Raw genomic sequence first — 23,067 nt, 5'->3', positions numbered from 1 at the left:
CGGACGAGGAGCGGCTCAGGCAGGCAAGCCGCTCTTGCCGCCCCGGCGAATTCAGTGCGGTTTTCGTTTGCGCGTTCGCTTCCGACTGAGTCGTTTGACGTTTGCCGCCACCTTTCTTCGATATTGCTCAACAATCTTGTCGCCGGAAGCGCCAGCCACCAGACTGGTACTGGCCTTCGCCGCCGCGGCCATTTTTTCACTGACCATGCGGTGGGCTTCACGTTGGGCAGCTTTGCCGCCGCGCATCAGCTTCGCAATCCGCAGCCCGATTACGCGATTGCTTTCCAGCGCCAGAACCATCCAGTTCAACATTGCCGTGATCCGACCTTGGTGACGCGTCTTCCCTTCGGCGGCTCAGGCCGTATGCCGAAGAGAACTTCCATAATGCTTGAAGAAGTTATCAAGCCTTACAGGTTCGCCGGTATCTCGCCAGAATAGTCTTCTACCGAGACTCGCCGCCACTGCAAGGCGGTGGTGGCCGCCAATTAGAGTATGGTCATCCGTTGCTTGGGCGATGATTTCGCCGGCTTCGTCCACGATGAATTTCATGGGCCGCCTCCAATCCGACGCGCCGGTCAGCGCCGCTGCGACGTGATCTCCGCGTTCCGATCCATACATGAAGATCAATGCCTCCCTCATTTCGACATACGCCATATCGCGCACTGCCATTGGTGTACCGATGTCGGTACAACACTAAGTGGGGATGACCACGCCGGCGCCCACGTCGCCGCCGCGCACGCGCACAAGGGTCCAAATCAAGAAGTTCCATGTGTTCATGATCGGTCCTCACTTCCGAGGAACCGCTGCGCAACTCTTTCGTTGGCCTGATCCCTCCCAATAGCAAAAGGAACACCATCATGGACCGCGAACATGTAAAGGGCGCTGTGGACAAAGCAAAAGGCGCCATAAAGGAAGGTGCTGGGAAGATTACTGGGGATAAGGACATGGAAACCGTAGGCAAGATCGATAAGGCCAAGGGATCCGCGCACAACGCTGCGGGAGATGTGAAGGATGCGGCGCGGAACGCCGCTGATGCCCTGAAATAGTAATGACGATATAAGACCAAGAATTAGCCGCCTCCGGGCGGCACTTCTTTTTAAGAAAGGCTCAAAGTTGCCCAAAGGGCTAAGGTTGAGCGAGTTGCGCTAATTGAAACGGCTCATTTTGGCAACTCGAGATCAGGACGTAGGAGAGGCCGCTATAACGCAAAAGGAGCAGGAACCACATCCTCTCGCTGCTAGTTTGTCTGTGTCCAGGTTAGGTTCCCACATTTATGAAAACACCTCCCGTCGGGGACGCCCGAAGTCTCGAACTGCTGATCAACGCCATCGTCGACTACGCAATTTTCATGCTCGATATCGACGGGGCTGTCAGAACCTGGAACACCGGAGCGGCGCGTCTCAAGGGTTATTCGGGTGACGAGATCATTGGGAAGGCGTTAGCTGTCTTCTACACGCCCGAAGACCGCAAAAAGGGCCTGCCGGAAAAGGCGCTTGCAACCGCTGCGGAGACTGGACGCTTCGCGTCAGAAGGATGGCGCGTACGCAAGGATGGCAGTCGTTTCTGGGCGCTGGTCGTCATCGACGCCATACGCGACGAACGGGGCAAGCTGATTGGCTTTGCCAAAGTCACCCGCGACATCACCGAACGACAGCAGGCTCACGAGGAACTGCTGGAAGGCGAGCGGCGATACCGCCGGCTTGTCGAAGCCGTCGTTGATTACGCCATTTTTCAATTGGATGCGTCCGGCCACGTTGCGACGTGGAATCCCGGTGCTCAGCGCATCAAGGGCTACGCTCCGGAAGAGATCATTGGCCAGCATTTCAGTGCGTTTTACACTCCCGAAGACCTCGAAAAAGAGGTGCCCAAAACCGCGCTGGCGCAGGCGGCCGAACTGGGGCGGTTTGAAGCTGAAGGCTGGCGCGTGCGCAAGGATGAAACACGCTTCTGGGCGTCGGTCGTTATTGATCGGATTACTGATGAGACCGGCGCCCTCATCGGCTTTGCCAAAGTTACGCGCGATCTCACCGAACGCAAGCAGGCGCAGGACGAACTGAAGGCGGTTCAGGAACAGCTTGTTGCGTCCCAGAAGTTGGAAGCCATCGGCCAGCTCAGTGGAGGCATCGCGCACGACTTCAACAATCTGCTCATGATCGTGCTTGGGAATCTCGAAAACGCCGAACGCAACAGCCGGCACGTTGGAGGTCCAAATCTTCACCGTGCGTTGGCGAATGCGAAGCGTGGCGCCCAACGAGCCGCAGCCCTGACCAGCCGATTGCTCGCGTTCTCGCGCCGCCAGGCACTCGATCCAAAGCCGATCAACCTGAACAACTTTCTCAGTGGTCTGCAGGAATTCTTGCAGCGTACCATAGGCGAGCGCGTCGAGGTACAGACGGTCGGCGGGGCCGGCCTCTGGCAGATCGAAGCGGACGTCAACCACCTCGAGTCCGCCATCGTCAATCTTGCGATCAACGCTCGCGATGCGATGCCAAACGGTGGAAAGCTGACGGTTGAGGCCGCAAACGTGTCAGCAGACGAGGATTATTTCCGCGCCAACCCGGAGCTTGCTGCTGGTCAGTACGTCGTCATTTGCGTGAGTGACACGGGCACGGGCATGAGCACCGAGGTGTTGAACCACGCGTTTGAACCATTTTTCACGACTAAGGAGCCCGGCCAAGGAACCGGCCTCGGGCTCAGCCAGGTCTACGGCTTTGTCAAGCAGTCCGGTGGCAATGTAAAAATCTATAGCGAAGTCGGCGAGGGTACGAGCATCAGGATGTACTTCCCGCGCTACCACGGCAGCGCGCAGCCCGCCGCGGACGACGCGGAGGAACCCTTTGCCGAAGGAGAGGCGGTGGAGACCATCCTCGTCGTCGAAGACGATGCCGACCTGAGGACTTATGTCTCGGACGTCTTGCGGGATCTCAACTATCGCGTGGTATCGGCGGGCAGCGCGCAAGCCGCGTTGACTATTTTGTTGCAGGAGAATCAACAGGTAGACTTGCTGTTGACCGACGTGGTGATGCCGGGCATCAATGGGCGCGAGCTAGGCCGGCGGGCGCAGCAGATTCGACCTCGTCTCAAAATGCTGTACATGACCGGATACTCCCGAAATGCCGTCGTGCATCAAGGAAGGTTGGACGAAGGCGTTGATCTGCTCGAAAAGCCCGTTACCCAGGCGAAGCTGGCGTTGAAGGTGCGCGAGATGTTGGACAGGTCTAATCCTTAGGACACTGGCACGCACATTTCTAAGTGTGGCAGCAATTTCGGTTTAGGTCTGCAGCCGTGTCTCCAGACATAAAGGGCTATCGCGATGTCGATGTAGAACAGCAGCCAGTGGCGGCCCTCATTGCGCGTTCGACTCCTTGCCCAACTCCTTACGGACCGTAGCTGCGGAATTGCCGACCTTATCGATAGCTTTCTGAAGCTCTTCACGGGTCACGCCGAGCGCATGCGCCCAGTACTTTACCTCGTGAGCCTCATGCATGTTTATTTTGCTGCGGTCGGGCTGACCTTGCTTGGTGAGGTTATCAGTCACGTTAATCCTCCCTGATTTGGAGAGGAGAACGCCCGTCGGAACGGCGCGTTCCTTTTGAAAGCCACTGTGACCTGACCGTTCTGCTGCTATCGTGTCGTTGCAGTCAATCCCGAGGGTTGGTCGAGGAACGCCGGCGACGACGTTGCCCACGAGCTCTGGAGCGCCGGGTCGGCGGCGGGGACACGAGATATCCGACGCCCTGACTTCATCGAGGCGCAACTCGGTCGCAAGATCGGCGTGGCGCGGCCTTTCCATTGCGCAGTTGATGTTTGGCTGCGGGGAACTCTGCGACCCAGGAACATTGTGGGCTTTTGCCAACTTTACCCGACGCCCTCGGGCGTCGCCCTAGGGCACACCTCAAGGCCCCGGCTCATCCCCCATTTGGGCGGGGTTCTTTTTGTACGACGCGGTGAGGCGTCCTCCCATTTTGCTCAAAGCGGCGACAGGCATTTTGCCAAGTCTTCCCGACATCTGGTTATGTTCTCTTAGTCCGTTAGGAAACACAATGGCAGGATCGATTCGGTTAGTGCTAGGTGCCAAGATAGATCATCAGGCTGAGGCGTTACGTGCGGCAACGCAGAGTGCGCTTTAGACGTGTCCCGGAAGCGGGCACACCATGCTCGCGTGCAGACACTTGCCCCGGTTTGGCCTAAGCAGACTGATTTGGTGCCAAGCTAGTAATATTCGACGGATGAGTCTCCTCCTGATCCTCAGCGTGAAATGGAGACTCGAAAAGTCGCGCATGTGTCCGTCGCGAACTGCACAGATCGGTGGGACCGGCAAGTACCGCGCCGATGCTCTCACGGAAGCCCGCAGCGGCCGGAAGCGCTATCTGCCTCGGAGCGATAAGCTGATGCGGGTAACGATGTCGTCCCAATCATGCTCTTCGCTGGCCGGATAGTTGATCAGCACGCAGTGGACGTTTCCGCTCGAGAAGTTGCAGCGATCATACCAGACCTTGTCCCCTTTGTAGCTGGAGACCGCGAAAAACCGCGATGTCACCCGCTTGTACTGGATACGCGGCGGTGGAAGCTTCTTCGCGAGGAAGGCAGCCGGCGAATCGTTGGAGACGTTCGGGACCGCCTGGATGGTAAAGTCCGCCCGGCCATCGGCGGTACGAAAACGCTGTCCTCGACCGTCGGGTTTGCCGGCCACGTCGGTGAAAATCGAGGCAGGAAAGTCAACGGACGTGCCGGTCTCAGGTATGGTGTAAGTGGTCCATCTCACAGGCTGCGCCGATGCCGCAGTGCAAGGCACGAAGGCCAGCGAAGCCAGCGCAATCGCTAGTCTGATAGCGTTTTCCCAGTCGCTCATCTTACGCCTCCTCCATGCCTTACAGGAAAAGGCAGCAAGACGCTCTCCGTTCCAAGCTGATCACTCCTCGACTTCTGCGGCATCGGCGCGCAATCGAGCTCGCTTGCGGGCCAACGTCGAGCGGCCCCTTGCCACTTGTTCCTGTACTGGAATGGGAGCGCACGAAGGGTTCGATCCAGCGGTTTCATCACCTAACGACGTTCGGTGGTGACGACCCGGACGGAAATTCCCTTACCTTCCGAGCGGAGGCAGGCATCCGAGAAATGCGGCCAAACCTGCTTTGAACAGTCTGCCGCTTCCGTCGCGGAATCGCGGACTTGCTGGATCTTCGGCTGAGGTATTTCGTCCGCGACAGCCGAGGTCGCGAGAAGAACTTGAAGTGCCGTCGTGGAAAGGGTCATTTTCATGCGGGCCTCCTGATCGGCGACAACGATGAGAGCCCGCAGGCGTTCCGGCAGCGCTTGCTGGCATGTTCTGGCCTATAAGTTGCTGCGCACTGCCGGCATCTGCAGGCTAGTGCGGTGCCATTATGAGGGTGGATGAGAAGCTCAAGCTGATCTCGGATACAGTCCTATCCGAAGATGTTCATAAGATCGCTTGGGAGCTAACCCCCGGCCATGCAGTTTGCTGGCTCATGAGAGGCGAGCAGATATGGCGCGCCTGCACATTCCTGGTTTGCAGGCACGCTGTTCCGCACGGACGATAGAACGACAGCTCGGATAGGAACAGGCAAGCAAACAAAGCATTTCCGCTCCTATGATGAGGTTCGTCTTCGGCTTAGCTGCACTCGCGGGATCGCTGTTCCTGTTCGAGCTCTGGCTCTCACAACACGAGATTCAGAAGGGGCACGACCGGCTAGAGCAGTCCGAAATCCGGCGGTCTCCGGGCCGCTAGGTTCGATCCCTGCGCGTCAACCAATCCGCAGGCTTTCCGCGGACACCTTACCGGAACTCCCGGCCCTCACCTCGTAGCTAACATGCGCGCCCTAGGCCAAGCCCGTGTAGCCGGCTTTCTCAACCGCACTGATGTGCGCGAAAGACGTCTGGCCCACCATCAGGAGCAATAAAGCCGTAGCCTTTGGTAGCGTTAAACCACTTCGCTTGACCTATCGCAAGTTGGTATTCCTACTTAAAAGCGTGACATGGTCGCCAGACGCAGGGTCACCAAGCGAGGTGACCCTATCCTGAGCCGTAAACGTCGCCGGGCTCTAGGTTGAACTCCTCGAACATCCTTTGCTGCTTTTCTGTCAGAACGGCCGCTACGACTTCTGCCGTTCAGCCTCCAAGGATAGCCGCGAGCACCAAAGTTTACGCCTGCGTGGGTTTGGCTAAGGCTAGAACATCTGGCTCGTTTGCCTCGGCCCATCGTCTGAGGTTACTTCAACCAGCGTGAGTGAATTGCCGAACGACTCTGCCATTATTGGGCGAATCCGGCCGCGCTTCGCTAGTTTTTGGTCGGGCCGGAAGGTCGAACGGGACCGGCAATCAATCGATAGATGGGCACCCAAGCGGTGTTCCAGGATTCCACGGTCGCGCCACAGATCGAGCACTCGAAGCTGGCGATCTGCCGACCGGGGCCATTGCCTCGGTTCGGCTATAGACCGCCCCACACTGACAGGATCTGTGATGAGAGTCTGGCATGCCCTTTTATGCGCCAGAAAATCACAATAAGCCACTGGCCAAATCAAACTAAGTCATCGACAGTCGGAAACGGCAACAAAACCTGCTGTCGTGGCGACTACCTGCGGCCTCAATTCATTCTCCTGGACGATATACTATGAAGTAGAGCGGCCTCCGCGCTTCGTCCCTAACCTCTAGCGACCACTCTTCGGCTCGCGAACTAGGCGCCCTTGCTCTGTCGAGAAGTGCCCGACCTAAGCTGTGGCGGTCTTACTGCTTCTGAGGCGCTCTATCTCGACCTTGAACCGCACCCGCATAATTGGTCCAAGATCGTCGCGAACCTCAATCGTAGATTCTCCTGGGGTGATCGGTCGGTGAAAGCTCTCGCGAGCCGCGTCCGCCATGGCCCGGGCCGCTTCGTACTCGACCCCCTCCATGTCAGAGAACTCTAGACCCTCCTCGTCGACCACAACGCCGTCTTGATCCACCAGATCGAAATAATAGCGCGTCATGATCAGTTCCGCTCCGTGCACGCGTGATCAATTAACCCATGTTTTTAGTTCCTAGCCAATTAGAACACGACGGCAACACGTTATGCAGTGTCGGTCACCCGACGGATCGAGGGAAACCTGACCGCCTCAGTGGCGCTCTGATCCGCGGAATCCATCAAGGCCAGCGGTTATGTACGGCAAGCATAAAGGCCGGACACATGGCTGCAAGCGACCACTGCTCATCACGAAAATATCTCTTGCAGGACGGGGCCATCCACACATGAGGCGGTCTCAATTATCGTTTTGGCGGAGCTTCCTGATGATCTTCCGGGGATCAGCCGCGTACTCCTCAATGACACGGCGCACCTCGTCCAAGCGCCTTGGCTTGCCTCCTTACGCTCAGGCTGTTTATCGGGGTTGGGCATGGCCCGATGGAAGGGCAACGCCCATATCGCTTGAGCTAGATCAAAGGAGACGAGCATACCCGCCAGCATGAAGAGGCCACCAGCGGAGGCGGCCTTAATGCCTTGTGTGGTGCTTCAAGATGGCGACCCGGCGACTAGGTGCCACCTCTAAATCCTGACCATCCACAAACTTGGCGGCTTGCTGTTTGGCGTCGTCATCACTGGTGCAATCCAGCTCGTGCACGCCAGCTGCCATCATCGTCCAGGATGTAAGCCCGGTCGTCCATGACAGTCGTACCAATGGAACGATCTTACCGGAGAAAGATGGAACAAGGAAAGATCGGCCAGTGTGCGGGGAGAAAGGTTGACGGCACTGGCTGGCGCAGCATGTTAACGCCGCAAGCAATGATCTCCCGTGCTCGGGCGATCACCCTCTGCATCATCGGATGCGAGATCCCGCCGTAGCTTGATATGCTCGTTACTGGTCGGCTCGTACATGGGTCGCTCCCTCTGCCTTGCAGGCGGGAGCGCGAAGCGTCTCTAAGCCACCGACACCTACGGGCAAAGCCTTGGCCGGTGATGCGGGTACACCACCACAATGGTACAAACGCTCCTGTCATCTTATCCCTCCCAGACCAGCTCCCGCACTTGCATGTGACGAGCCGGACGTAACGAGCAGGTTTTCTGGTTCCGAAGACGCTCCACCAGCTTTGTTGGCGTCCTACATTTGGGGCAGAGGGTTGGCGCTTCAGTCTGATCTTGCGACAGAGGCGCCGCCTTTGGTGACGGTACGCTACGAGCGCTGCCACTCTCGTAGAAGCCAATGTCAGGCGCCGTGCAGGATAAAACTTTGCGAGAAAATTAAGAACGATGCGTTGAAGCTCGCGTTGAGCGCATGTCCATTGAGGAGGTAAACATGCAAGGACAATGCGTAGTAGCAGTATACAACTCCCGCAACGATGCGGAGCAAGCCTACCGTGCTGTGGTCGGATCGGGCGTTCCGGCAGATCATGTGAGGCTAAGCAATCAACCATCACAGGCCTCAAGCAGTGAAAGAGTAAGCGCCAGCTCGGATGGAGAAAGCTTCTGGGACTGGCTGTTTGGAAGCGATGTGCCGGAAGACGAGCGCCGTCTTTATGAAAGCCACATGGAAAGAAGCGGTGCCGCGTTGTCGGTGTTAGTGGATGCACCCACCATGGCCGATCTCGACCGTATTGAAGGTGTGATGCAAGGGTACAATCCCGTCGAAATTCACCAAGAAAACAGGGATGGCTCGACAGCGGTCGGAAGCGGAGTATCAGGAAGCGCGATGACGCAAGAAGGGTATGTCTCTCAAGGCGCGGAACGCGAGAAGATCATCCCTCTCCCGGAAGAAGAAATGAAGGTTGGCAAACGTGCCACCGAGACCGTCAAGCATATAAAAACCTACGTAGTCGAGGAGCCCGTGCAAAAGGACGTGCGATTGCGCGATGAGCGAACAGTCGTCGAACGCCGTCCAGCCAGAGGAGCTGCGACAGGGCAACCTCTGGAGCGTGAGTACGAAGTGCGAGAACTGCATGAGGAGCCCGTGGTCCAGAAGGATGTTCGAGCCGGTGAAGAACTGGTGGTGCGCAAAGAAGCGACCGAGCGTACGGAGAGAGTTGCTGATACGGTGAAGAAAACCAAAGCCGACATCGACAAGACTGGGCGCTGAGTTTTCCTCACTGATAAACCGCCGGTAATCAAAGTTTGCAGGGACGAGTGAGGGCGGATTTAGCTCCGCTCTCACTTGCTCGGTCTCTGAAATGGCGCGCAACTCCCTTCTCGTTCTTCTTTGCTACCTTGATGGTAGCAGGCTGCGATGGCCAGACCTTTGCCGCGCTTAGACTCAGGAGTGCATTTCAAGGAATGCGCGGAAGGCAAGAAATAGCGGAAGAAGGGAGTCGCTGCCAGTCGGCTCCCTTCCCGTTTTGCTGATGACGCTGTCGCTGCAGAGCGCCGGCCAGGGTCCCCTTGCCCATCGCCGTTGCAATCCCGAAACGACATAACGGCAATTCCGTCACGACCGCGCCAGGCCACCACCTTTCGTTAGAAACGGGGCGGACTTCCCCAGCGGTTCATTCCTGGGAAAGCAGATCCCCTTGATGACACCGATCTCCTAACTCAGGCGGGTCTTCAACCTCCAGCGAGAGACGTATGTCCCTACGATACTGCGCGGCTCGGCTTTCAGGCACTCCACTTCGTCGTTCTACTACCCGCGATGTTTTTTCGTTAGCTGGAAGCGGCAGAAGCGGTGAGCCAGTTCGCTCCTATACGACTTCTGCAGGTCCATGAACCACTCTAAGCCAACGGTAGTCACACGCTGCCGCCGTTAGGAACGCATGTCCGTTCGGCTGCCTGGCGGAGACGGAGCTCTCTATGTCCCTGAGCCGAGAACGCAAGATCTTTCAAACCATGCCCTCGCCTAAGCACCCGAGCGGAAACCTCCTGGTCTGTTCGGCAATTGCTACCACACTTCAAAAAGTGCAAGTTGAGGCTTGGCTATCATCAGCCAGAGTATAGCGGACACAGCGATGAACGCTGGAATCCCGAAGGCAAACCACAGCCAGAAAATTCGATGATATTCAGGAGGCAAAGGCGAGCCTTTTGCCGCTGCGATTGAGGCAAGATCTCTAAGGCGCATTTGCATCCAAACGACGGGCAGCCACAGCACCCCCGTGATGACATATAGCACCATCGACAAAACGATCCATCCTTCCCAGAAGGAGTAGCCGACGTGCAGCACAAGCAGCGAACCTGTGATGGGCTGTGCGACGACGGCAGTGGCTGTGAAGACAAAGTCCGCAATCACAACAATTCGGGCGACGCCCGCGATGATGGAGGGTTTTCCGCCGAGGTGAGCTGCAAGCATGAAAAACGCAATGCCCGATCCTGTGCCAAGCAAGACCGCTGCGCCCACGACATGTAAGTATTTGAGAACGAAGTACAGCATTTATCGATCATCAAGAACAGCAAGCGCTGCGAAATGCAGGACGATAATCGGCCAGATCTTCAGCATCGGCCCTAGAGGATCGGCCCATAGTCGAGGCACAAGTATGGTCCCGATGATCGCATAAGTGAAGGAGATAGCAATGGCCGCATAGAGTCCGTACCGGCTGGTTGGTCGATAGGCGATCGCGAGTCCAATCACCAGGTCGGATAATGCGCCTGCGATCACCGTAAGCGCCGCACTCGCTCCTTCGACGCCGCCCTCGCCCATGAGACCGATACCGTAGCCCCAGCCTGGCCCCAGCGAGACGAACGCGGTCGAGATCCAGAATAGAGACAACACGATGAATATCGCGGGCTTAAGCAAATACATACGCGCAAACCAACGTTCCTGCACTGAGGCTGGTTCGGAGGCGAAGAAATCCGGAAGGCCTTTTGGACGCAGCCCAAGCCGCTGCATCCCTTCAAGATCGCCGACCGCCCCTCGCCTGATCTCCCGCTCAGCAGTGCTCCGTACGGGAGGCCGCCAGCCCAAAAGCGAAATCATGTCACCGAACTTGTACAACACGCTCGAAGCAAAGTCCGGCAAGCGAATCTCCTGCGCCGGACCCCAACGGTACCAGCGGCGGATCAGTGCAATGACTTCGACGAAAGAAAGGCGATGCGGGCCGACCAATTCGACAATTGTCCGTGCGGGCGTGCCGGGTTCTAGAAAACGATTCACAGTATGCACAACATCCTCAAGTAGGACGATCTGGAGCTGCCCCGTGTTCGGCATCACTGGCAGGGCCGGGAGGGCAGCTAGACCTCGCATGAGCGCGCTGGCTCCATAGGCCGCTCGACCGATCACGACGGACGGACGCAAGATGATCCAGTCGAGGTCACGCTCCATCAGAGCCTTGTCGCCAGATAATTTCGTTTCTGAAAACGCGGTGGGGGTCTGACGGTCTACGCCGACTGCTGAGAAATGGATGACGCGGCGGATTCTAAGTTGCTCGCAGGCAGCAAAAAGAGTCGTAATGCCCTGATGATGGACCATTGACGTGGAATCTCTTGGGCTATCTTGGAGTATCCCGGCGCAGTTCACTACGGCCTCTACGCCGTCGAGATGGGTGAGCCAGTAAGAGGGCGACGCCGCCTCGTTGAGATCGACCGAGATCGCGCCTGGACACCCAATGTCGGCGCTTCTGCTCATGGAAACAACTGAATGGCCGCGCGAGGATAGGTCAGCTACAATAGCGGATCCCAACAGTCCGGTCCCTCCGATGACGGCAACCTTCATTGATTGTCCTCCGCTTCGAAGTTAAGCCCTCTTCCGCGACCGCAACCCGGCGGATATGAGGCCACGATCCTGCAGTGTCGGAGTGTTGCATGGCTCGCTATCTCGGTGGTGGCGTGGTTGTGCCGGTCGGCGGGTAGGCCCCAATGACGAGAAACTCATCATCCGCTGAAAGACACTGATGGCCGGTGCCTGCGGGGAGAACCGCGACGTCGCCAGCCTTCAGCGCGAATATCCTCCCCTTGTTGCCGCCGAACCGTAGCGGCACCCCACGGCCGCGGGAGGCAAGCCAGCCGATGGCTGCTAGGGCCAGCAGAACCTTCTCGTCTGCGCCCCAAGTCATGGCGCGGGCCAACAGCTCTGGAGCCGGTGTGGTGTTGCGGGCGATAGAGCGCGCGAGGACCACGTCCGATCTGGTCGGCCGGACAGTGACCGGAAAGCCTGGCCTGCAGCTAAGGCGCCTTGCTGACAATCTAGCTTTTTTGAACATGTCTCAAAGGACCACAACGGTAAGTACCTTTCCAACTCGTCACCTGCCGACAAGGTCCTCCCTTTGTCCTTTGGTCGAGATCCGGGCGCAAAGCGAAGCGGGACCCAACAATTCGCGCCACGGTCGACCACTGAAGCGTAGGCTGTCGAGCGAGACAGCGATTGAACGAACGCTCAAGATTCTGATCGCTGAGGACGATTGGTGCGCCAGATGCTGGAGGACGCCCAGAGCGAAGGCGGCTTCCTACCGGAAGTCCTTTCCTCGGCGGAAGACGCGGTCACTCTTCTCCAAGGCGAGGCGCGAGTTTCCGGGCGGTGGTGACCGACGTTAACCTGAGAGGTGCCATGACCGGCCGGGACCTCGCCCGTGTGTGCACGAGAGAGCGCGACCCGGCCTTCCCCTTCGTCTACATGACCGGGACGGCTGCGGAGGACTGGGCCAGGTTCGGCGTGCCCAACAGCATCGATCTCACGAAGCCGTTCGCACCGGCTCAGCTCGTCACCCGCGCTTGCCCAGCTCCTCAACGCCGGCGGACCACCAGCCTAGCTGTAGGGTCGGAGGAACGGGGACGGGCGTTGCCCGACCGGGCAGGCCCGGGTCCCAAGCCGAGCCAATTGATGACGACCGCAGCCAAAACTGGAAGAGACGTTGCAGCCCGCGAGCGGGAACTGTCGGCTGGGCCGGACAAGTGGACCGTCATCTCGGGTGGCTCTCCTGACGGCAGCGGCCTTGACCGCCGTACTGCTCCCGGAAGAACGCCGCCACGTCGACACCCCCGGCGGAAGAAATCCCCGTGACACGGGTCCCGCGACACGGCTGCTTCCGAGACGGCAGGTGAAAGTGACCGCGGCCGCCAAGCGAGTTCGCCCTCCGAGATCCCCGCGCGCGGTTGGACATTCTGCTGCGGGTCTACTCCAACATCTCCGAGTACCGGGTCCTGGCTCGGGCCGCGGGCATGACCTACTACAGCCTGCTCGCGATCTTTCCCGCGCTCGCGGCCTCGATCTACTACGGCCTGTTCTCGGATCCGACCGCGATCGCCAAGCATCTGGACCAGGTCTCCGGAGTCCTGCCCGGCGGCGCGGTGGACGTCGCCCTAGGGGAGCAGGAGAAGCGAGGCTTTTTGACCCTGAACGCCGTCTCGCTGTCCTTCACGCTCCTGTTCGTGCTGGCGGCGCTGGGGCCATCGTGGTCCTTCCGGTTGTGCTCAACTTCATCGGGCTCTCGAATTTCGCCGACCTGATGCTGCGGATCGCCAGGTGGCCGGCGATGTTCGTCGCGGTCGCGTTGGCGCTGATCTATCGTTATGAGGCAATCCGCGGGGCGCCGCGCTGGCGCTGGATCACCTGGGGCAGCGCCGCGGCCGCGGTGCTCTGGCTCGGAGCGTCCGCGATGTTCTCCTGGTATGGCGGCAGTTTCGGGAAGTTCAACGAGACCTATGGCTCGCTCGGCGCTGTGATCGGCTTCATGACCTGGCTCTGGATCTCCGGTATCAGACCGCCCGCGATACCATGGCGGGCTCGCCGAAGCCGAGGGGGGCGCGGGACGCCAGAATGGCCGACACGGTTGGACCAGCACGCAGCGACTGACGGCTTCCGGCTCCTGCAGAGGATAGGCGGACCCGATTCCTCGGGCGGAAGGTGCGCTAGCCGGCGGCTGGTATGTTCTGCCGCTTGCCGCCGCCGGACTCGTCGCGCACTATCCATCGTGACCTGCAACATTGGCATCGATCCAGGCGGCCATGCGCTCTTCCTCCGTCAGCGAGGTTTCGAGCGGCGCGCGGGCCTAGTCCATCCCGATCACTGGACCGAGCGTCAACAGCGACTTATAGGCCGCGATCTCGAAGTGGTCGAACGCGTTTTTCGCAAGTATTCTTCAAAATCTCGTCGCCCGCCATGAAATGAGCCATCGCCATGGCATTCGCCGCGACCGACTGAGCTGTGTCCTTGAGAGTCGAGGTACTCTCACCGCAGGCCTCTAGGCATTGCTGGAGCCGCTTCAATTGCTTGATCGGTCTCCTGAGGTTGGGCGGCGACCTTAACCTTCACCTCGGGGTAGATTTAGCCTTCCGGACTGCCGTTGCATCAGTTCCCGCGGTTGGATCTTCATCGCATGCGGGGGCCAATGTTCCTGTCGAACTCCTTCGCGACCGCCAGCCGGTCTCGGCTCAAATCGCCGGAAGGGCAACTCCGTCATGAGTAGGAACCAACGGCAGCGACCAGTGTTCGGGATTGATATTCCTCTCTCACTTTCGAGGCCTTCCATGTATCACCATGTCAAGAAGCTGATGTTCACTGTCCGCGTCGATGAACCCGACCCTCGTTTTGGCAACATGCTTCTTGAACAGTTCGGCGGCGCCAACGGCGAGCTCGCGGCCGCGATGCAATATTCCATCCAGGGTCTGAACTGCGAGGATCCGGACCGCAAAGACCTGTTGATGGACATCGGCACCGAAGAACTGAGTCATCTCGAAATCGTGGGCACCCTCGCCCGCATGCATCTTCAGCCGACGAAGTTCGATCGCCAGGCGGCCGAAGCCGATCCGCTGATTGCAATCGCGGGGGGCGGCGGCGTGAACCTGTTCAACTCTCAGGGCAATGCCTGGACGGCCGATTACCTGAAGATCACCGGCGAGCTCGACGTCGACCTGCGCAGCAACATCGCCGCCGAAGCGCGCGCCAAGATCGTCTACGAGAGGCTGATCAATTTCTGCGACGACGCGGGCACGAAGGACGCGCTTCAGTTCCTGATGACCCGGGAAATTACTCACATGAAGGCGTTCGCGCTGGCGCTCGAGAGCATGGGCAAGCCGGCCTTCAGCATCGGCCGAATCGCGCCGACGCCTGGACTGGTCGACCAGTTCTTCAATGACTCCACCGGCACCGGGGAGCACGGCGAGATCGACACCCGGGGCCCCTGGAACGAGGGCAATGGCTGGGTCTTCACGGAATCTCCGGCGATTCAGGCCGAACCCGGCGCCTCGGCCGCAATCATCGCGGAAAGTTCGGCCCCGGAAGACCAAGCCGGTCTGGGCGACCTGTTGATCGATGAGCTCCGCGACATCCTACATGCGGAAAAGCAGTTGACCAAAGCGCTGCCGAAGATGGCTGAGGCAGCGCGATTCGATCAGCTTCGTGAGCTGTTCGAGCAGCATCTCGTCGAGACCGAAAATCAGGTGGAGCGCATTAACGAGTGCTTCGAGCTCCTCGGCAAGACCGCTCGCGCCAAACCTTGCAAGGGCATGATGGGATTGGTCGAGGAAGGCCAGGAGGTGATGGCCGAAGGTGAAGAAAAGGAAGACGCGGCTGCCGACCTGGCGCTGATCGGAGCGGCGCAGCGTGTGGAGCACTATGAGATCTCCACTTACACGACAGCAAAGAACCTCGCCCAGCAACTTCGCCACAGCGCCGTCGTCGCGTTGTTGTCGAAGTCGCTGGCCGAAGAAGAGAATTCGGATCAGCTACTCAACCAGGTCGCCCGATCGCTGATGTCGGTGGCAAAAATGCCTGCCGCACTCGAGCAGGCAGAATAACATCACGGCTGCGAGCTAAACTTTGGACATAGCGCCGCACGTAGGCGCCGTATCGACCTGCTAGCAGTTGATGCGGCTGCCGCAGGCATCTTCACGTAGTTCAGCGGCAGTTCATTGTGGATGTGGCAGGCCGCGACGGCAGCGTGCCCGAAAGCGACGGATATCTGGTGTGAGTCGCTGACGACGTCGCCTACGCCGTAGAGACCGCTGATCGTGCTCTGCTGCTTCTGATCTACGCCTTCGCCGGCGCGGCCGCCCTTACCAGCGCCTCCATCAGGTCGACGACGTTGCCTGCGGCGCCTTGGACGTGGGCGCGATCGGCTTGCCGGCGCGCCGGGCATCAGGCGTTGCTCGAATTCGGCTGCATGTGAGCATCAATCCGGACGCGCACTCGATCGCCGAGCTCGATCCCATGCATTGGGGTGTCGAGATGGCGCGAAAAGGCGGCGTGCCGGCGGACCGGGTGCTGAATGCGATGCCGCTGGCGGACATCACGCGATATCTCCGCCAGCGAAGGCGCTGGTTGGCCCGTGCAGCCTGACGCAATGAATGGCCAAGCTCCTTCTCGAAGGCGTCGTTGGGGCCGTGGGCGGGCGGGCACCGGTTCAGCAAGGCGCCGCAGCGCGACATCCTAGTGGTGGAAGGACGGAATTCAGCATAAACCGGCGATGCCGACTGGATTGAGCTCTTCGGTTCAGACGATGTCGCCCAGAAACGGCTCAAGAACACGATCCAGACGGCCTGGGAACATGAGATCGAAGGCGGGCAGCGGCAGGGTCCGCTGTGGATTCATGTCGAGGATGAGTGCTCGAGAGCTACGGAGCGCCTGATTGGGCGAAGCTGTTGGTTTCCAGCCGAGAAACTGCTCGAGCAGAACGCACTGAACGGCCAGACTTCGAGGACCAGTCGAGGAATAAACGTAAGCTCTTTCGTTGACAGCGCGTGTGGTTTGCCGCCGCGCTACAAGCGCGGCAACAATGAGCAAATATACCGAGATTTTGGATCAGCCCTGCACCGACAGCCTTACCCTGGTCGCATTCAGCGCTATAAGGACCAGGCGCACTCGAATGCAACACGACTCTTGGCCCATTACTTCGCCCCAACATCCATTCTAGGATGCGCGAATTTTCCATCTGTACCGTTCGCCGGCGCATGCATCTTGCGCAGAAGAAAGCCGCAGAGACCACGCTCTGCTTTGAGATGGGATCGAGAATGAAAGATCGGCCATAACCCTGCAGCGGAATCTTCCGAGCTCGAAGCAGCGCGCTATCGCACCATCTTGGTGTCTTCCTCAAAAGCCAGCCTAAGAAGTGGCGTTAGGTGTTTTGATTGATTGCAATTGGCCTAATTCATAGGTAAACGGCTGAGTTCCTTGGACATCGTTGATTTTTCTCGAGGGTTGAATGAGTCGCGCCTTCCTGAGAGGCTCCGTCGTTCGCTTTCGTTGAGGGACCATCGTCGCCTTACTGATTTCCCGCTACCCAGCTTTGCTGCCATCGACCCTGCGACAGGTCCTGAGTACAGGGGCTACGCTTCGGCGGATCTCGACCGATGGCAGAAGATCGATATTCGGTCGGAGCATATCACCACGCAAGAACTGAGTGATACTATGACGACCTGTTTCGCCACACCACTTTCAAGCGCTCCCACTTAGTCTCAGCCCAAGCCAGTGCTTTAACGAGGGGCTTTTGCAGGATCGGCACGTCTTGCGCGATGAACAGGAGGCCGAGAGGCAGCATCCACACGCCCAGAATAGGTAAGAAACTGAAGATGCCACCGATGATGAGCAGCAATGCGGCAATAAGACGAGCCGGAAACGATGATGGTTTGCGCAACCATCGAATGCCCTCAGAGACTCTGATCGGCAGTCGCCGATGGATCATCTCAAAGTACCTATTCAATTCCTCTTTGGTTGCCGCCATCTGGATCCTTTAGGTTATTAGAAAACGGCGCCGCCGTTGTTGACGCGCGTTCCTGCGCCTTTTTGCATGCCGCTGTACTAGTCATATTTCCGACTAAAGCGTCATCACTTCGTCCTGGTAACTAGGACGGCGCAAGGAGTGCGCGCTAGTTCCTGCAGCGGCCTATCGGCGTCGTCGGCAGGTGCCAGCAATGTGTTCCTGTTAGGCGTCACAACCTCGCGCTAGCCTCAGTCTCCCCGCCAGCGCTTCGCGCGCAGACCGCTCAATGCAGCGTCTGGGCAGCAGCTTCATCAATGGCCGCCATCACGTCCGGCATTGCAGACTGATGAATCATATGCCCCCCTCCGGCGAGGCGGTACAATTTGCTTTGCTTGACCTCTTCATGAAGTCTGACCGATTGCTTCTTGATGTCGATCAAACGATCCTCTTCACCCGCGATGATGATTGTAGGTATCTCAAGTTCGCTATAGGTCTTCGCAGCTGCGGCTGCGCCTGGGATCATCAGGGCCGCTTCTGCGGCGCTGGCACGCATCTGCGCCGGGCGGAGGGCCATTTCTCTAGGGAAACCAGCGAACTTCTCGGGGACCGACCGCGGGCCGAATAGCTTGCGTAACATCGCAGGCCACATCAAGCGACTGAGGATCGGGGAGACGGTGTAGCTGATGATATCCCCGAGTCCCGGTATAGCCGGCACTATGGCGGTAGCTACGTCGCTTCGGGCAGTTGGAAAATAGTATCCTGACGCCAGGACCAAGGCTTCAACCAGCGGTGAGTGCCTGATCGCGAGCGCTACTGCGACTGACGCTCCCCAGGAATGTCCAAGCACGATCGCTCGGTGGACCCTCAACTGATCAAGTGCCACCTTGAACAGATCTGCTTGTGCCTCCGGAGTCCAAACGGCATTCCGGGGTCGGAGGCTATGTCCGAAGCCGGGTCGGTCGAACACAATTACCCGGTAATTTTCCGCCGCGCGATCAATCAGGCCGCTCGACTGGAAATCCTGGATCATGCTGCCGTTGCCATGGAATAGAACGAGAGGCCGACCGTTGCCGCGTTCCACATAGTGCAAACGAACGTCATTGACCTCAATAAATTGCCCCTGCGGAGGATTATCGCGTTGAGCCTTCTTCGCAAGCTGCCGATTAATGAGCGCCGCTCCGGCCATGAGAGTAGCGGCACCAGCAAGGCTCGTGAGTGCAGGGTAGCGCCGGGCGGCGGTGAGACAGTCGGACAAGAACCTCGGAAAACGAGTATGCGGCAAGGTCATTGGCAGTACCTCGGCTGGGCCTGCACGATACCTCAGGCGCATGAGAAATGTTGCAGGTGGAATGAACAGACACCCCGCGCCATCGTTCCTCGTCGAAACGAAAGAGCGGCCTTTGATCCGTTATCGTGCTGGCAGCACAACCTACATCAGAAGTGCGCCGCACCTAGGCGCACAGCACGCCGCTTCATGCGCGGCTAGCCGGCACGTCGCTCGCGGCGCTGACGGCGACAAGGGAGCTGTATTTGCCCATCGTCCGCACCTTCGTCGTGCTCGGCAACGTGGTTCCTTGCCTGCGGGAGCGGCTGACCCAACGCATCGAAGCGGGCTGCGCCCGAAAGACTGAACCGCCTTGGTCGCGCGCACGAGCCGAAGAGACGTGTCGAAGCGAGGCGTCAGCGTCTCCGTTGAATCAATCGCGTGTCTTCACCTTCCGCTGATTACTTCCGCCTGCTCCGAACGGACATTCCTGGCGCCGGTCGGCATGTCTCAAAAGGGGCCATATGCAGACAATCATTCGATCACCTCGTCTGCGCGGGCATACAAGGCCGGCGGCACCGTAAGCCCAAGAGCTTTGGCGGTGCGCGAGTTGACCACCAAGTCGAACTGCGTTGGCTGCTCAATGGGGATGTCTCCGGGATTGATGCCGTTCAAGACTTTGGCGACCAGTTCAGCGGCGCGACGCCACATGCTAGTCCAGTTCGGGCCATACGAGACGAGACCGCCTGCCTGAACGTACTCGCGAATAACGTACATAGTCGGGATTCGCGCAGCCAATGACGTTGTTCCTATCTCAGCGCGGTTGGCGAAAAAATGCGGAATCGGCGCAATGTAAAGCGCCTGGACGCGGCCTATCAGCGAGTTGAGCGCGACGTCAACCTTATCGCTTGCTCTCAACTCGACGATGTGAGTCTGTATGTTGAAGGTATGTGCTGCGCCCTGAACCTCCTTGACGTCGAGGGCGGCGAACGGATTTCCGGGCTCCGTCAATATTCCTAATCGTTCCAGTCTCGGCATCAGTTCGCGGAGCAATTCGATGCGTTTTCCTGCCGTATCCGGGGCCTGCCCTGAAAGGCCGGTCACATTGCCCCCCGGACGAGCTAAACTTGCCACAATACCAGAACCAACCGGATCGCCTGCCGTGGCAAAGACAATCGGGATTCTTGATGTTGCCTGCTTCACGGCCAATGTCGGCACGGTATTGTGCGTAAGAATGAGATCAACCTTCAATGTGACAAGCTCGGCCGCAAGCTTGCCGAACAGCTCGGTGCGACCTTCCGCCCAACGGTACTCAATCTTTAGATTGCGCCCCTCAGCCCAACCGAGCTGTGCGATCCGCTGCACGAATGCTACGGTCCAGTCCCGCTGCGCAGCTTCGCTGCCGGATCCCAACAATCCAATCGTGCGGACCTGTTGCGCGTGGGCGGAAGGCAAGAGCAGTGTGCTGCCGAGGGCCGCAATGAACTCTCTTCGTCTCATCTGGTGCCCCTATAAAGGCAGCACAATACCAGCCCGAATGAAGCAACAGAAGGCTCCGGTTTCGCCAGAAGTGGACGCAGACGCCGCCGAATGTCCGTGATGGCTCAAAGGGAGCCCCTTGAACCTTGAGACCGCGGCTTCCGCTCAATCCTGACAAGCCGAACCGGCTCGGAGGAGCATGAAGCTCGGGTTCGGGCCAACAAACGACATCACGGCACTTGCCGTTTTCCTATCGTCAGGCCAGTTTTGCAATCACCGGGAAAACCGGGCGAGCGAGCGAGGACACCCATGCAGCCGGTAACGCAATACGACAAAAGCGGATCACATCCGCCTATCAGGATATTTGGTGGGGTCAATGTGGTGATGGTTCCGGGATTTGTGTCGAACGTAGAGAACTACTGGGACCACTCAACGTTAGAAACCGAGCGAGATTCGATGTGACGGCAGCTTTGAGTCGCGCGCGTCAATTTGACTGATGCCCAGCCACCTCCCAGACCATTTCGGATGCGAGCCGAAGCCATCGGTCGCAACGGCCGTAGAAAGTCGGCGACCCCGGATTCTTTAGGAACGATGGAATTGGGTGGCGAATTTAACCTTCAAGTCACCGCGTCAAGTCGGCGCGTGGACCCTCCTTGGAGGCCCCAGCCACGCCCGTGGTTTGGGGCCTTCTGCAGTCTGGTTATACATCGAAGTCCAGCTCGCAGGAGGGCGACGTGGCCACCCTGCTTCACGCCGGTCAAGGATCTAGTCAACCGAGCTGCACCTCTGTTCTGAAATCGTTCAGGGTCCCTTGCGTAGATCGAAGCATGACTTGCTCAAAGGTGCGGTGGCACGTTTAGGCTCGCGGTCGTGCTCTCCTCGGGCGAGCGCGTTAATAGATGCTTGAAATGCGACCACGTTGAGTTCGAAGAAAAGCGCCGCTAGCTACCTCCGCTAGCGTTCCGGGCGTGCTGCTGAGGCTCCGGGACGTCCATCTTGAGCGGCCATCCGGCACAGGGCCAGCTCTATTTCGCTGACCAGGCTGCTGTAACCTTGATGCTGATCTTGGCTCGCGATGAAGGTTCGAGCAGCCGCTGGGCTTGAGCAACACATCCCGCCCGCCCTTACGAACTCTGATGATGTTTTCTGGCCGGCAGGAGCATGCCGTTCGCCTACGGCAATATGCCGCTCGGCCTGTTCATCGACGAAACAAGCTATGGGTTCGTGCCCGCTCGTAGTCCGCCATATGTGAACGTGCTCCCGCTTCTAGATCGTACGAGCTTTGCCTGGTGTCCGCGTCTGTTGCGATGCAATGCTGGAGTGAGCACAGGTAGTCACCAGCAGCATGGTCCGGCTGCATTGCCAATCGGATCCCAACATTGGTTCATAGACTCCACGAGGAGTACTGATGGCCATACCAGCGGCCACCAGAACAACGGCCGTCAGCGCGAGCATTCGACAGGTTGTCGAGCTCCACTTCATTGCGCTCTCCTCCAGTGGAAGCGCGTACGTTACTCTCGGTGTTATCTGCCGCTTGTGAACTACTTCACGCAGCCTTTGCAACCGTCATCACGGCGCGTGCAGGAAACGCTTAAGCGGGCTCGGTGGGGCTCTACTGTTAGTCCACGCGATTGTTGCGCGTATAGGCCCAGTGTCGCGCTTGACCGAGGTGAGGTGTGCGGCATCGGATGCACCTCAAAACCTAGCGGCTTGCCTCATAGCGCTCTCCGCGGAATCTGTCCGCCATGGGCAAGAAGTCGCAAGAAGGCAATGGAGCGGCCGGATCATGAGCGCGAAGATCCACGCCCAAGGAGCCCGTGAGCATGCCCAAGAGGCCATTCGAGAGGCCGAGCTCGCCGGGCTAGTTGGTCATAGCTCCTGGCGACGTCCCGCAGCGATTGCTTCGTCTCACTATGATCGCAGTTGTCCCGCTTTGGCTCGAAACTCTTCCTCGCGATTGCGGAAAGTACCTGGGTGTAAAGGTGCGCTCGATACCCATGACGCGAATCTCGTAATTGGTCCGCTCATGACTATTAGTGGTCACAAGGTACAAACCTTCCGGACGCACGGTACGCCAGAGGTCCTACTCTTTGGACGCCGTATGCAGCGCCAGTTTCTGAGACGCGAACTGCTTAGCTAAGCTGTCAACGGCATCGCGGGTCAGCTTATCATTCACGCGGTCGGCGAGTTCTCGGTAGTGCTGGAGCTTTTCATCCAGCTGCGTGCATCTTGCGCACATGGCAGTCGCCTCTCTGAAAAGGCCACGATTTATCATATGTTAATAAGTTCGCTAAGTGATTTTAGCCACTCGCAAATCAAATCAGGCCAACGTTCCGGGAAGTCAGCACAAGGCTGCCTGCCCGTACGAGAGGCCGCCAAGTGATGCTGCCTTACTCCTGGTGGTCCAACTTGGGCGGCGGCTCGCACGTCTTACGACCGAGGAAAGTGTCAGGCGCCGCCTGCCGTAGAAGCTGCCGCGCCTTCTCGGCGATCTCACGCATCTGCTCGGCTTGCTCGTGATCAATAGGGCTCGGACGATAGACCGGCATGGCCATGCTCCCTGTCACGCAGGCGGGAGCACAATCGGTCTCTCAGCCACCGACGCCTACGGGCAGAGCCTCGGCCGGTGATGCTGGGACAATGAACTATTCGCGGACAAGTTGCTAACTTGAATTCCGGAACCAACTGAGGCAACCTTACCAGCCATTCCTTTGGGCCTGATTGGCAAGCTTCTGCCAGCGCTCAGCGACCTCAAGGAGCGTTTCCTTGGCTACTTGGTCGCTAACGGC

19 protein-coding genes and 4 pseudogenes are annotated in these 23,067 nt (G+C 58.7%); 7 read left to right on the top strand and 16 right to left on the bottom strand.

Annotated features, from left to right (window positions below; genetic code table 11):
* Nucleotides 1-51 precede the first annotated feature (51 nt).
* Together NLM27_RS42395 and NLM27_RS42390 are read right to left on the bottom strand one after the other, a co-directional pair.
* Nucleotides 52-312, bottom strand: coding sequence for a hypothetical protein (locus NLM27_RS42395; protein ID WP_254148566.1), 261 nt, complete (start codon nucleotides 310-312; stop codon nucleotides 52-54).
* A 42-nt stretch (nucleotides 313-354) separates the two neighbouring features.
* On the bottom strand, nucleotides 355-549 hold the full coding sequence (locus NLM27_RS42390) for a hypothetical protein (protein ID WP_254149265.1): 195 nt from the start codon (nucleotides 547-549) through the stop codon (nucleotides 355-357).
* Between the two features lie 308 nt (nucleotides 550-857).
* Between NLM27_RS42390 and NLM27_RS42385 the strand changes: the two genes are divergently transcribed.
* Nucleotides 858-1,046, top strand: coding sequence for a CsbD family protein (locus tag NLM27_RS42385; RefSeq protein ID WP_254149264.1), 189 nt, complete (start codon nucleotides 858-860; stop codon nucleotides 1,044-1,046).
* Nucleotides 1,047-1,273: 227 nt separating this feature from the next.
* Entirely contained in the window at nucleotides 1,274-3,229 is a 1,956-nt protein-coding gene (locus NLM27_RS42380) for a PAS domain-containing sensor histidine kinase (RefSeq protein ID WP_254149263.1), read from the top strand.
* Between the two features lie 117 nt (nucleotides 3,230-3,346).
* On the opposite strand, the gene NLM27_RS42375 is transcribed toward NLM27_RS42380, so the two are convergent.
* The 5 genes and pseudogenes from NLM27_RS42375 to NLM27_RS42355 form a co-directional block, all read right to left on the bottom strand.
* A complete protein-coding gene (locus NLM27_RS42375) occupies nucleotides 3,347-3,538 on the bottom strand; it encodes a DUF3606 domain-containing protein (protein ID WP_254149262.1) in 192 nt (63 codons plus the stop codon).
* 828 nt (nucleotides 3,539-4,366) lie between these two features.
* The gene (locus NLM27_RS42370) at nucleotides 4,367-4,852 is read right to left on the bottom strand and encodes a hypothetical protein (protein ID WP_254149261.1); all 486 of its coding nucleotides are present in this window, start codon (nucleotides 4,850-4,852) and stop codon (nucleotides 4,367-4,369) included.
* 191 nt (nucleotides 4,853-5,043) lie between these two features.
* On the bottom strand, nucleotides 5,044-5,259 hold the full coding sequence (locus NLM27_RS42365; RefSeq protein ID WP_254149260.1) for a hypothetical protein: 216 nt from the start codon (nucleotides 5,257-5,259) through the stop codon (nucleotides 5,044-5,046).
* Nucleotides 5,260-5,762: 503 nt separating this feature from the next.
* Nucleotides 5,763-5,961 (bottom strand): annotated as a pseudogene (locus tag NLM27_RS42360) (cold-shock protein).
* A 764-nt stretch (nucleotides 5,962-6,725) separates the two neighbouring features.
* On the bottom strand, nucleotides 6,726-6,983 hold the full coding sequence (locus tag NLM27_RS42355; RefSeq protein ID WP_254149259.1) for a DUF6894 family protein: 258 nt from the start codon (nucleotides 6,981-6,983) through the stop codon (nucleotides 6,726-6,728).
* Nucleotides 6,984-8,261: 1,278 nt separating this feature from the next.
* Between NLM27_RS42355 and NLM27_RS42350 the strand changes: the two genes are divergently transcribed.
* Entirely contained in the window at nucleotides 8,262-9,059 is a 798-nt protein-coding gene (locus NLM27_RS42350; RefSeq protein WP_254149258.1) for a YsnF/AvaK domain-containing protein, read from the top strand.
* Nucleotides 9,060-9,851: 792 nt separating this feature from the next.
* Here NLM27_RS42350 and NLM27_RS42345 read toward each other — a convergent pair.
* From NLM27_RS42345 to NLM27_RS42335, 3 genes and pseudogenes are all read right to left on the bottom strand, one after another.
* Nucleotides 9,852-10,337, bottom strand: a complete 486-nt coding sequence (locus NLM27_RS42345; protein ID WP_254149257.1) for a DUF2269 domain-containing protein — start codon at nucleotides 10,335-10,337, stop codon at nucleotides 9,852-9,854.
* The gene (locus tag NLM27_RS42340; RefSeq protein WP_254149256.1) at nucleotides 10,338-11,615 is read right to left on the bottom strand and encodes an SDR family oxidoreductase; all 1,278 of its coding nucleotides are present in this window, start codon (nucleotides 11,613-11,615) and stop codon (nucleotides 10,338-10,340) included.
* Between the two features lie 118 nt (nucleotides 11,616-11,733).
* Nucleotides 11,734-12,102, bottom strand: a pseudogene (locus tag NLM27_RS42335) (hypothetical protein); the annotation flags it as partial.
* 889 nt (nucleotides 12,103-12,991) lie between these two features.
* Here NLM27_RS42335 and NLM27_RS43920 point away from each other — a divergent pair.
* Entirely contained in the window at nucleotides 12,992-13,345 is a 354-nt protein-coding gene (locus NLM27_RS43920) for a YhjD/YihY/BrkB family envelope integrity protein (RefSeq protein WP_309144816.1), read from the top strand.
* A complete protein-coding gene (locus NLM27_RS43915) occupies nucleotides 13,306-14,001 on the top strand; it encodes a YihY/virulence factor BrkB family protein (RefSeq protein ID WP_309144815.1) in 696 nt (231 codons plus the stop codon). Before NLM27_RS43920 ends, NLM27_RS43915 begins: the two co-directional genes overlap by 40 nt.
* Here the strand turns inward: NLM27_RS43915 and NLM27_RS42325 are convergent.
* Nucleotides 13,928-14,104, bottom strand: a complete 177-nt coding sequence (locus NLM27_RS42325) for a DUF892 family protein (RefSeq protein ID WP_254149255.1) — start codon at nucleotides 14,102-14,104, stop codon at nucleotides 13,928-13,930. The genes NLM27_RS43915 and NLM27_RS42325 overlap by 74 nt on opposite strands.
* Nucleotides 14,105-14,365: 261 nt before the next feature.
* Between NLM27_RS42325 and NLM27_RS42320 the strand changes: the two genes are divergently transcribed.
* The gene (locus NLM27_RS42320; protein ID WP_254149254.1) at nucleotides 14,366-15,634 is read left to right on the top strand and encodes a DUF892 family protein; all 1,269 of its coding nucleotides are present in this window, start codon (nucleotides 14,366-14,368) and stop codon (nucleotides 15,632-15,634) included.
* Between the two features lie 2 nt (nucleotides 15,635-15,636).
* Here NLM27_RS42320 and NLM27_RS42315 read toward each other — a convergent pair.
* A pseudogene (locus NLM27_RS42315) lies at nucleotides 15,637-15,870 on the bottom strand (hypothetical protein); the annotation flags it as partial.
* A 102-nt stretch (nucleotides 15,871-15,972) separates the two neighbouring features.
* Here NLM27_RS42315 and NLM27_RS42310 point away from each other — a divergent pair.
* Nucleotides 15,973-16,175 (top strand): annotated as a pseudogene (locus NLM27_RS42310) (DNA polymerase/3'-5' exonuclease PolX); the annotation flags it as partial.
* A 1,066-nt stretch (nucleotides 16,176-17,241) separates the two neighbouring features.
* Here the strand turns inward: NLM27_RS42310 and NLM27_RS42305 are convergent.
* The 4 genes from NLM27_RS42305 to NLM27_RS42290 all read right to left on the bottom strand — a co-directional run bounded on the left by NLM27_RS42305 (nucleotide 17,242) and on the right by NLM27_RS42290 (nucleotide 22,827).
* Nucleotides 17,242-17,556, bottom strand: coding sequence for a hypothetical protein (locus tag NLM27_RS42305; protein WP_254149253.1), 315 nt, complete (start codon nucleotides 17,554-17,556; stop codon nucleotides 17,242-17,244).
* Between the two features lie 262 nt (nucleotides 17,557-17,818).
* Entirely contained in the window at nucleotides 17,819-18,721 is a 903-nt protein-coding gene (locus NLM27_RS42300) for an alpha/beta fold hydrolase (protein WP_375142353.1), read from the bottom strand.
* Nucleotides 18,722-19,333: 612 nt separating this feature from the next.
* A complete protein-coding gene (locus NLM27_RS42295; RefSeq protein ID WP_254149251.1) occupies nucleotides 19,334-20,299 on the bottom strand; it encodes an ABC transporter substrate-binding protein in 966 nt (321 codons plus the stop codon).
* Between the two features lie 2,369 nt (nucleotides 20,300-22,668).
* A complete protein-coding gene (locus NLM27_RS42290; protein ID WP_254149250.1) occupies nucleotides 22,669-22,827 on the bottom strand; it encodes a hypothetical protein in 159 nt (52 codons plus the stop codon).
* Nucleotides 22,828-23,067 lie beyond the last annotated feature (240 nt).

The sequence above is a fragment of the Bradyrhizobium sp. CCGB12 genome (assembly GCF_024199845.1).
Classification (GTDB): domain Bacteria; phylum Pseudomonadota; class Alphaproteobacteria; order Rhizobiales; family Xanthobacteraceae; genus Bradyrhizobium.
Note: the sequence above shows the minus strand (reverse complement) of the source record. Positions and strands in the feature narration are given on the sequence as shown.

Excerpts from the sequence above, each read along its gene's own strand:
- NLM27_RS42290 (WP_254149250.1), bottom strand. The coding sequence starts at position 22,827 with ATGCCGGTCTATCGTCCGAGCCCTATTGATCACGAGCAAGCCGAGCAG.
- NLM27_RS42395 (WP_254148566.1), bottom strand. The coding sequence starts at position 312 with ATGTTGAACTGGATGGTTCTGGCGCTGGAAAGCAATCGCGTAATCGGG.
- NLM27_RS42390 (WP_254149265.1), bottom strand. The coding sequence starts at position 549 with ATGAAATTCATCGTGGACGAAGCCGGCGAAATCATCGCCCAAGCAACG.
- NLM27_RS42340 (WP_254149256.1), bottom strand. The coding sequence starts at position 11,615 with ATGAAGGTTGCCGTCATCGGAGGGACCGGACTGTTGGGATCCGCTATT.
- NLM27_RS42365 (WP_254149260.1), bottom strand. The coding sequence starts at position 5,259 with ATGAAAATGACCCTTTCCACGACGGCACTTCAAGTTCTTCTCGCGACC.
- NLM27_RS42370 (WP_254149261.1), bottom strand. The coding sequence starts at position 4,852 with ATGAGCGACTGGGAAAACGCTATCAGACTAGCGATTGCGCTGGCTTCG.
- NLM27_RS42385 (WP_254149264.1), top strand. The coding sequence starts at position 858 with ATGGACCGCGAACATGTAAAGGGCGCTGTGGACAAAGCAAAAGGCGCC.
- NLM27_RS42355 (WP_254149259.1), bottom strand. The coding sequence starts at position 6,983 with ATGACGCGCTATTATTTCGATCTGGTGGATCAAGACGGCGTTGTGGTC.
- NLM27_RS42295 (WP_254149251.1), bottom strand. The coding sequence starts at position 20,299 with ATGAGACGAAGAGAGTTCATTGCGGCCCTCGGCAGCACACTGCTCTTG.
- NLM27_RS42345 (WP_254149257.1), bottom strand. The coding sequence starts at position 10,337 with ATGCTGTACTTCGTTCTCAAATACTTACATGTCGTGGGCGCAGCGGTC.
- NLM27_RS42305 (WP_254149253.1), bottom strand. The coding sequence starts at position 17,556 with ATGGCGGCAACCAAAGAGGAATTGAATAGGTACTTTGAGATGATCCAT.
- NLM27_RS42350 (WP_254149258.1), top strand. The coding sequence starts at position 8,262 with ATGTCCATTGAGGAGGTAAACATGCAAGGACAATGCGTAGTAGCAGTA.
- NLM27_RS42300 (WP_375142353.1), bottom strand. The coding sequence starts at position 18,721 with ATGGCCGGAGCGGCGCTCATTAATCGGCAGCTTGCGAAGAAGGCTCAA.
- NLM27_RS42380 (WP_254149263.1), top strand. The coding sequence starts at position 1,274 with ATGAAAACACCTCCCGTCGGGGACGCCCGAAGTCTCGAACTGCTGATC.
- NLM27_RS42320 (WP_254149254.1), top strand. The coding sequence starts at position 14,366 with ATGTATCACCATGTCAAGAAGCTGATGTTCACTGTCCGCGTCGATGAA.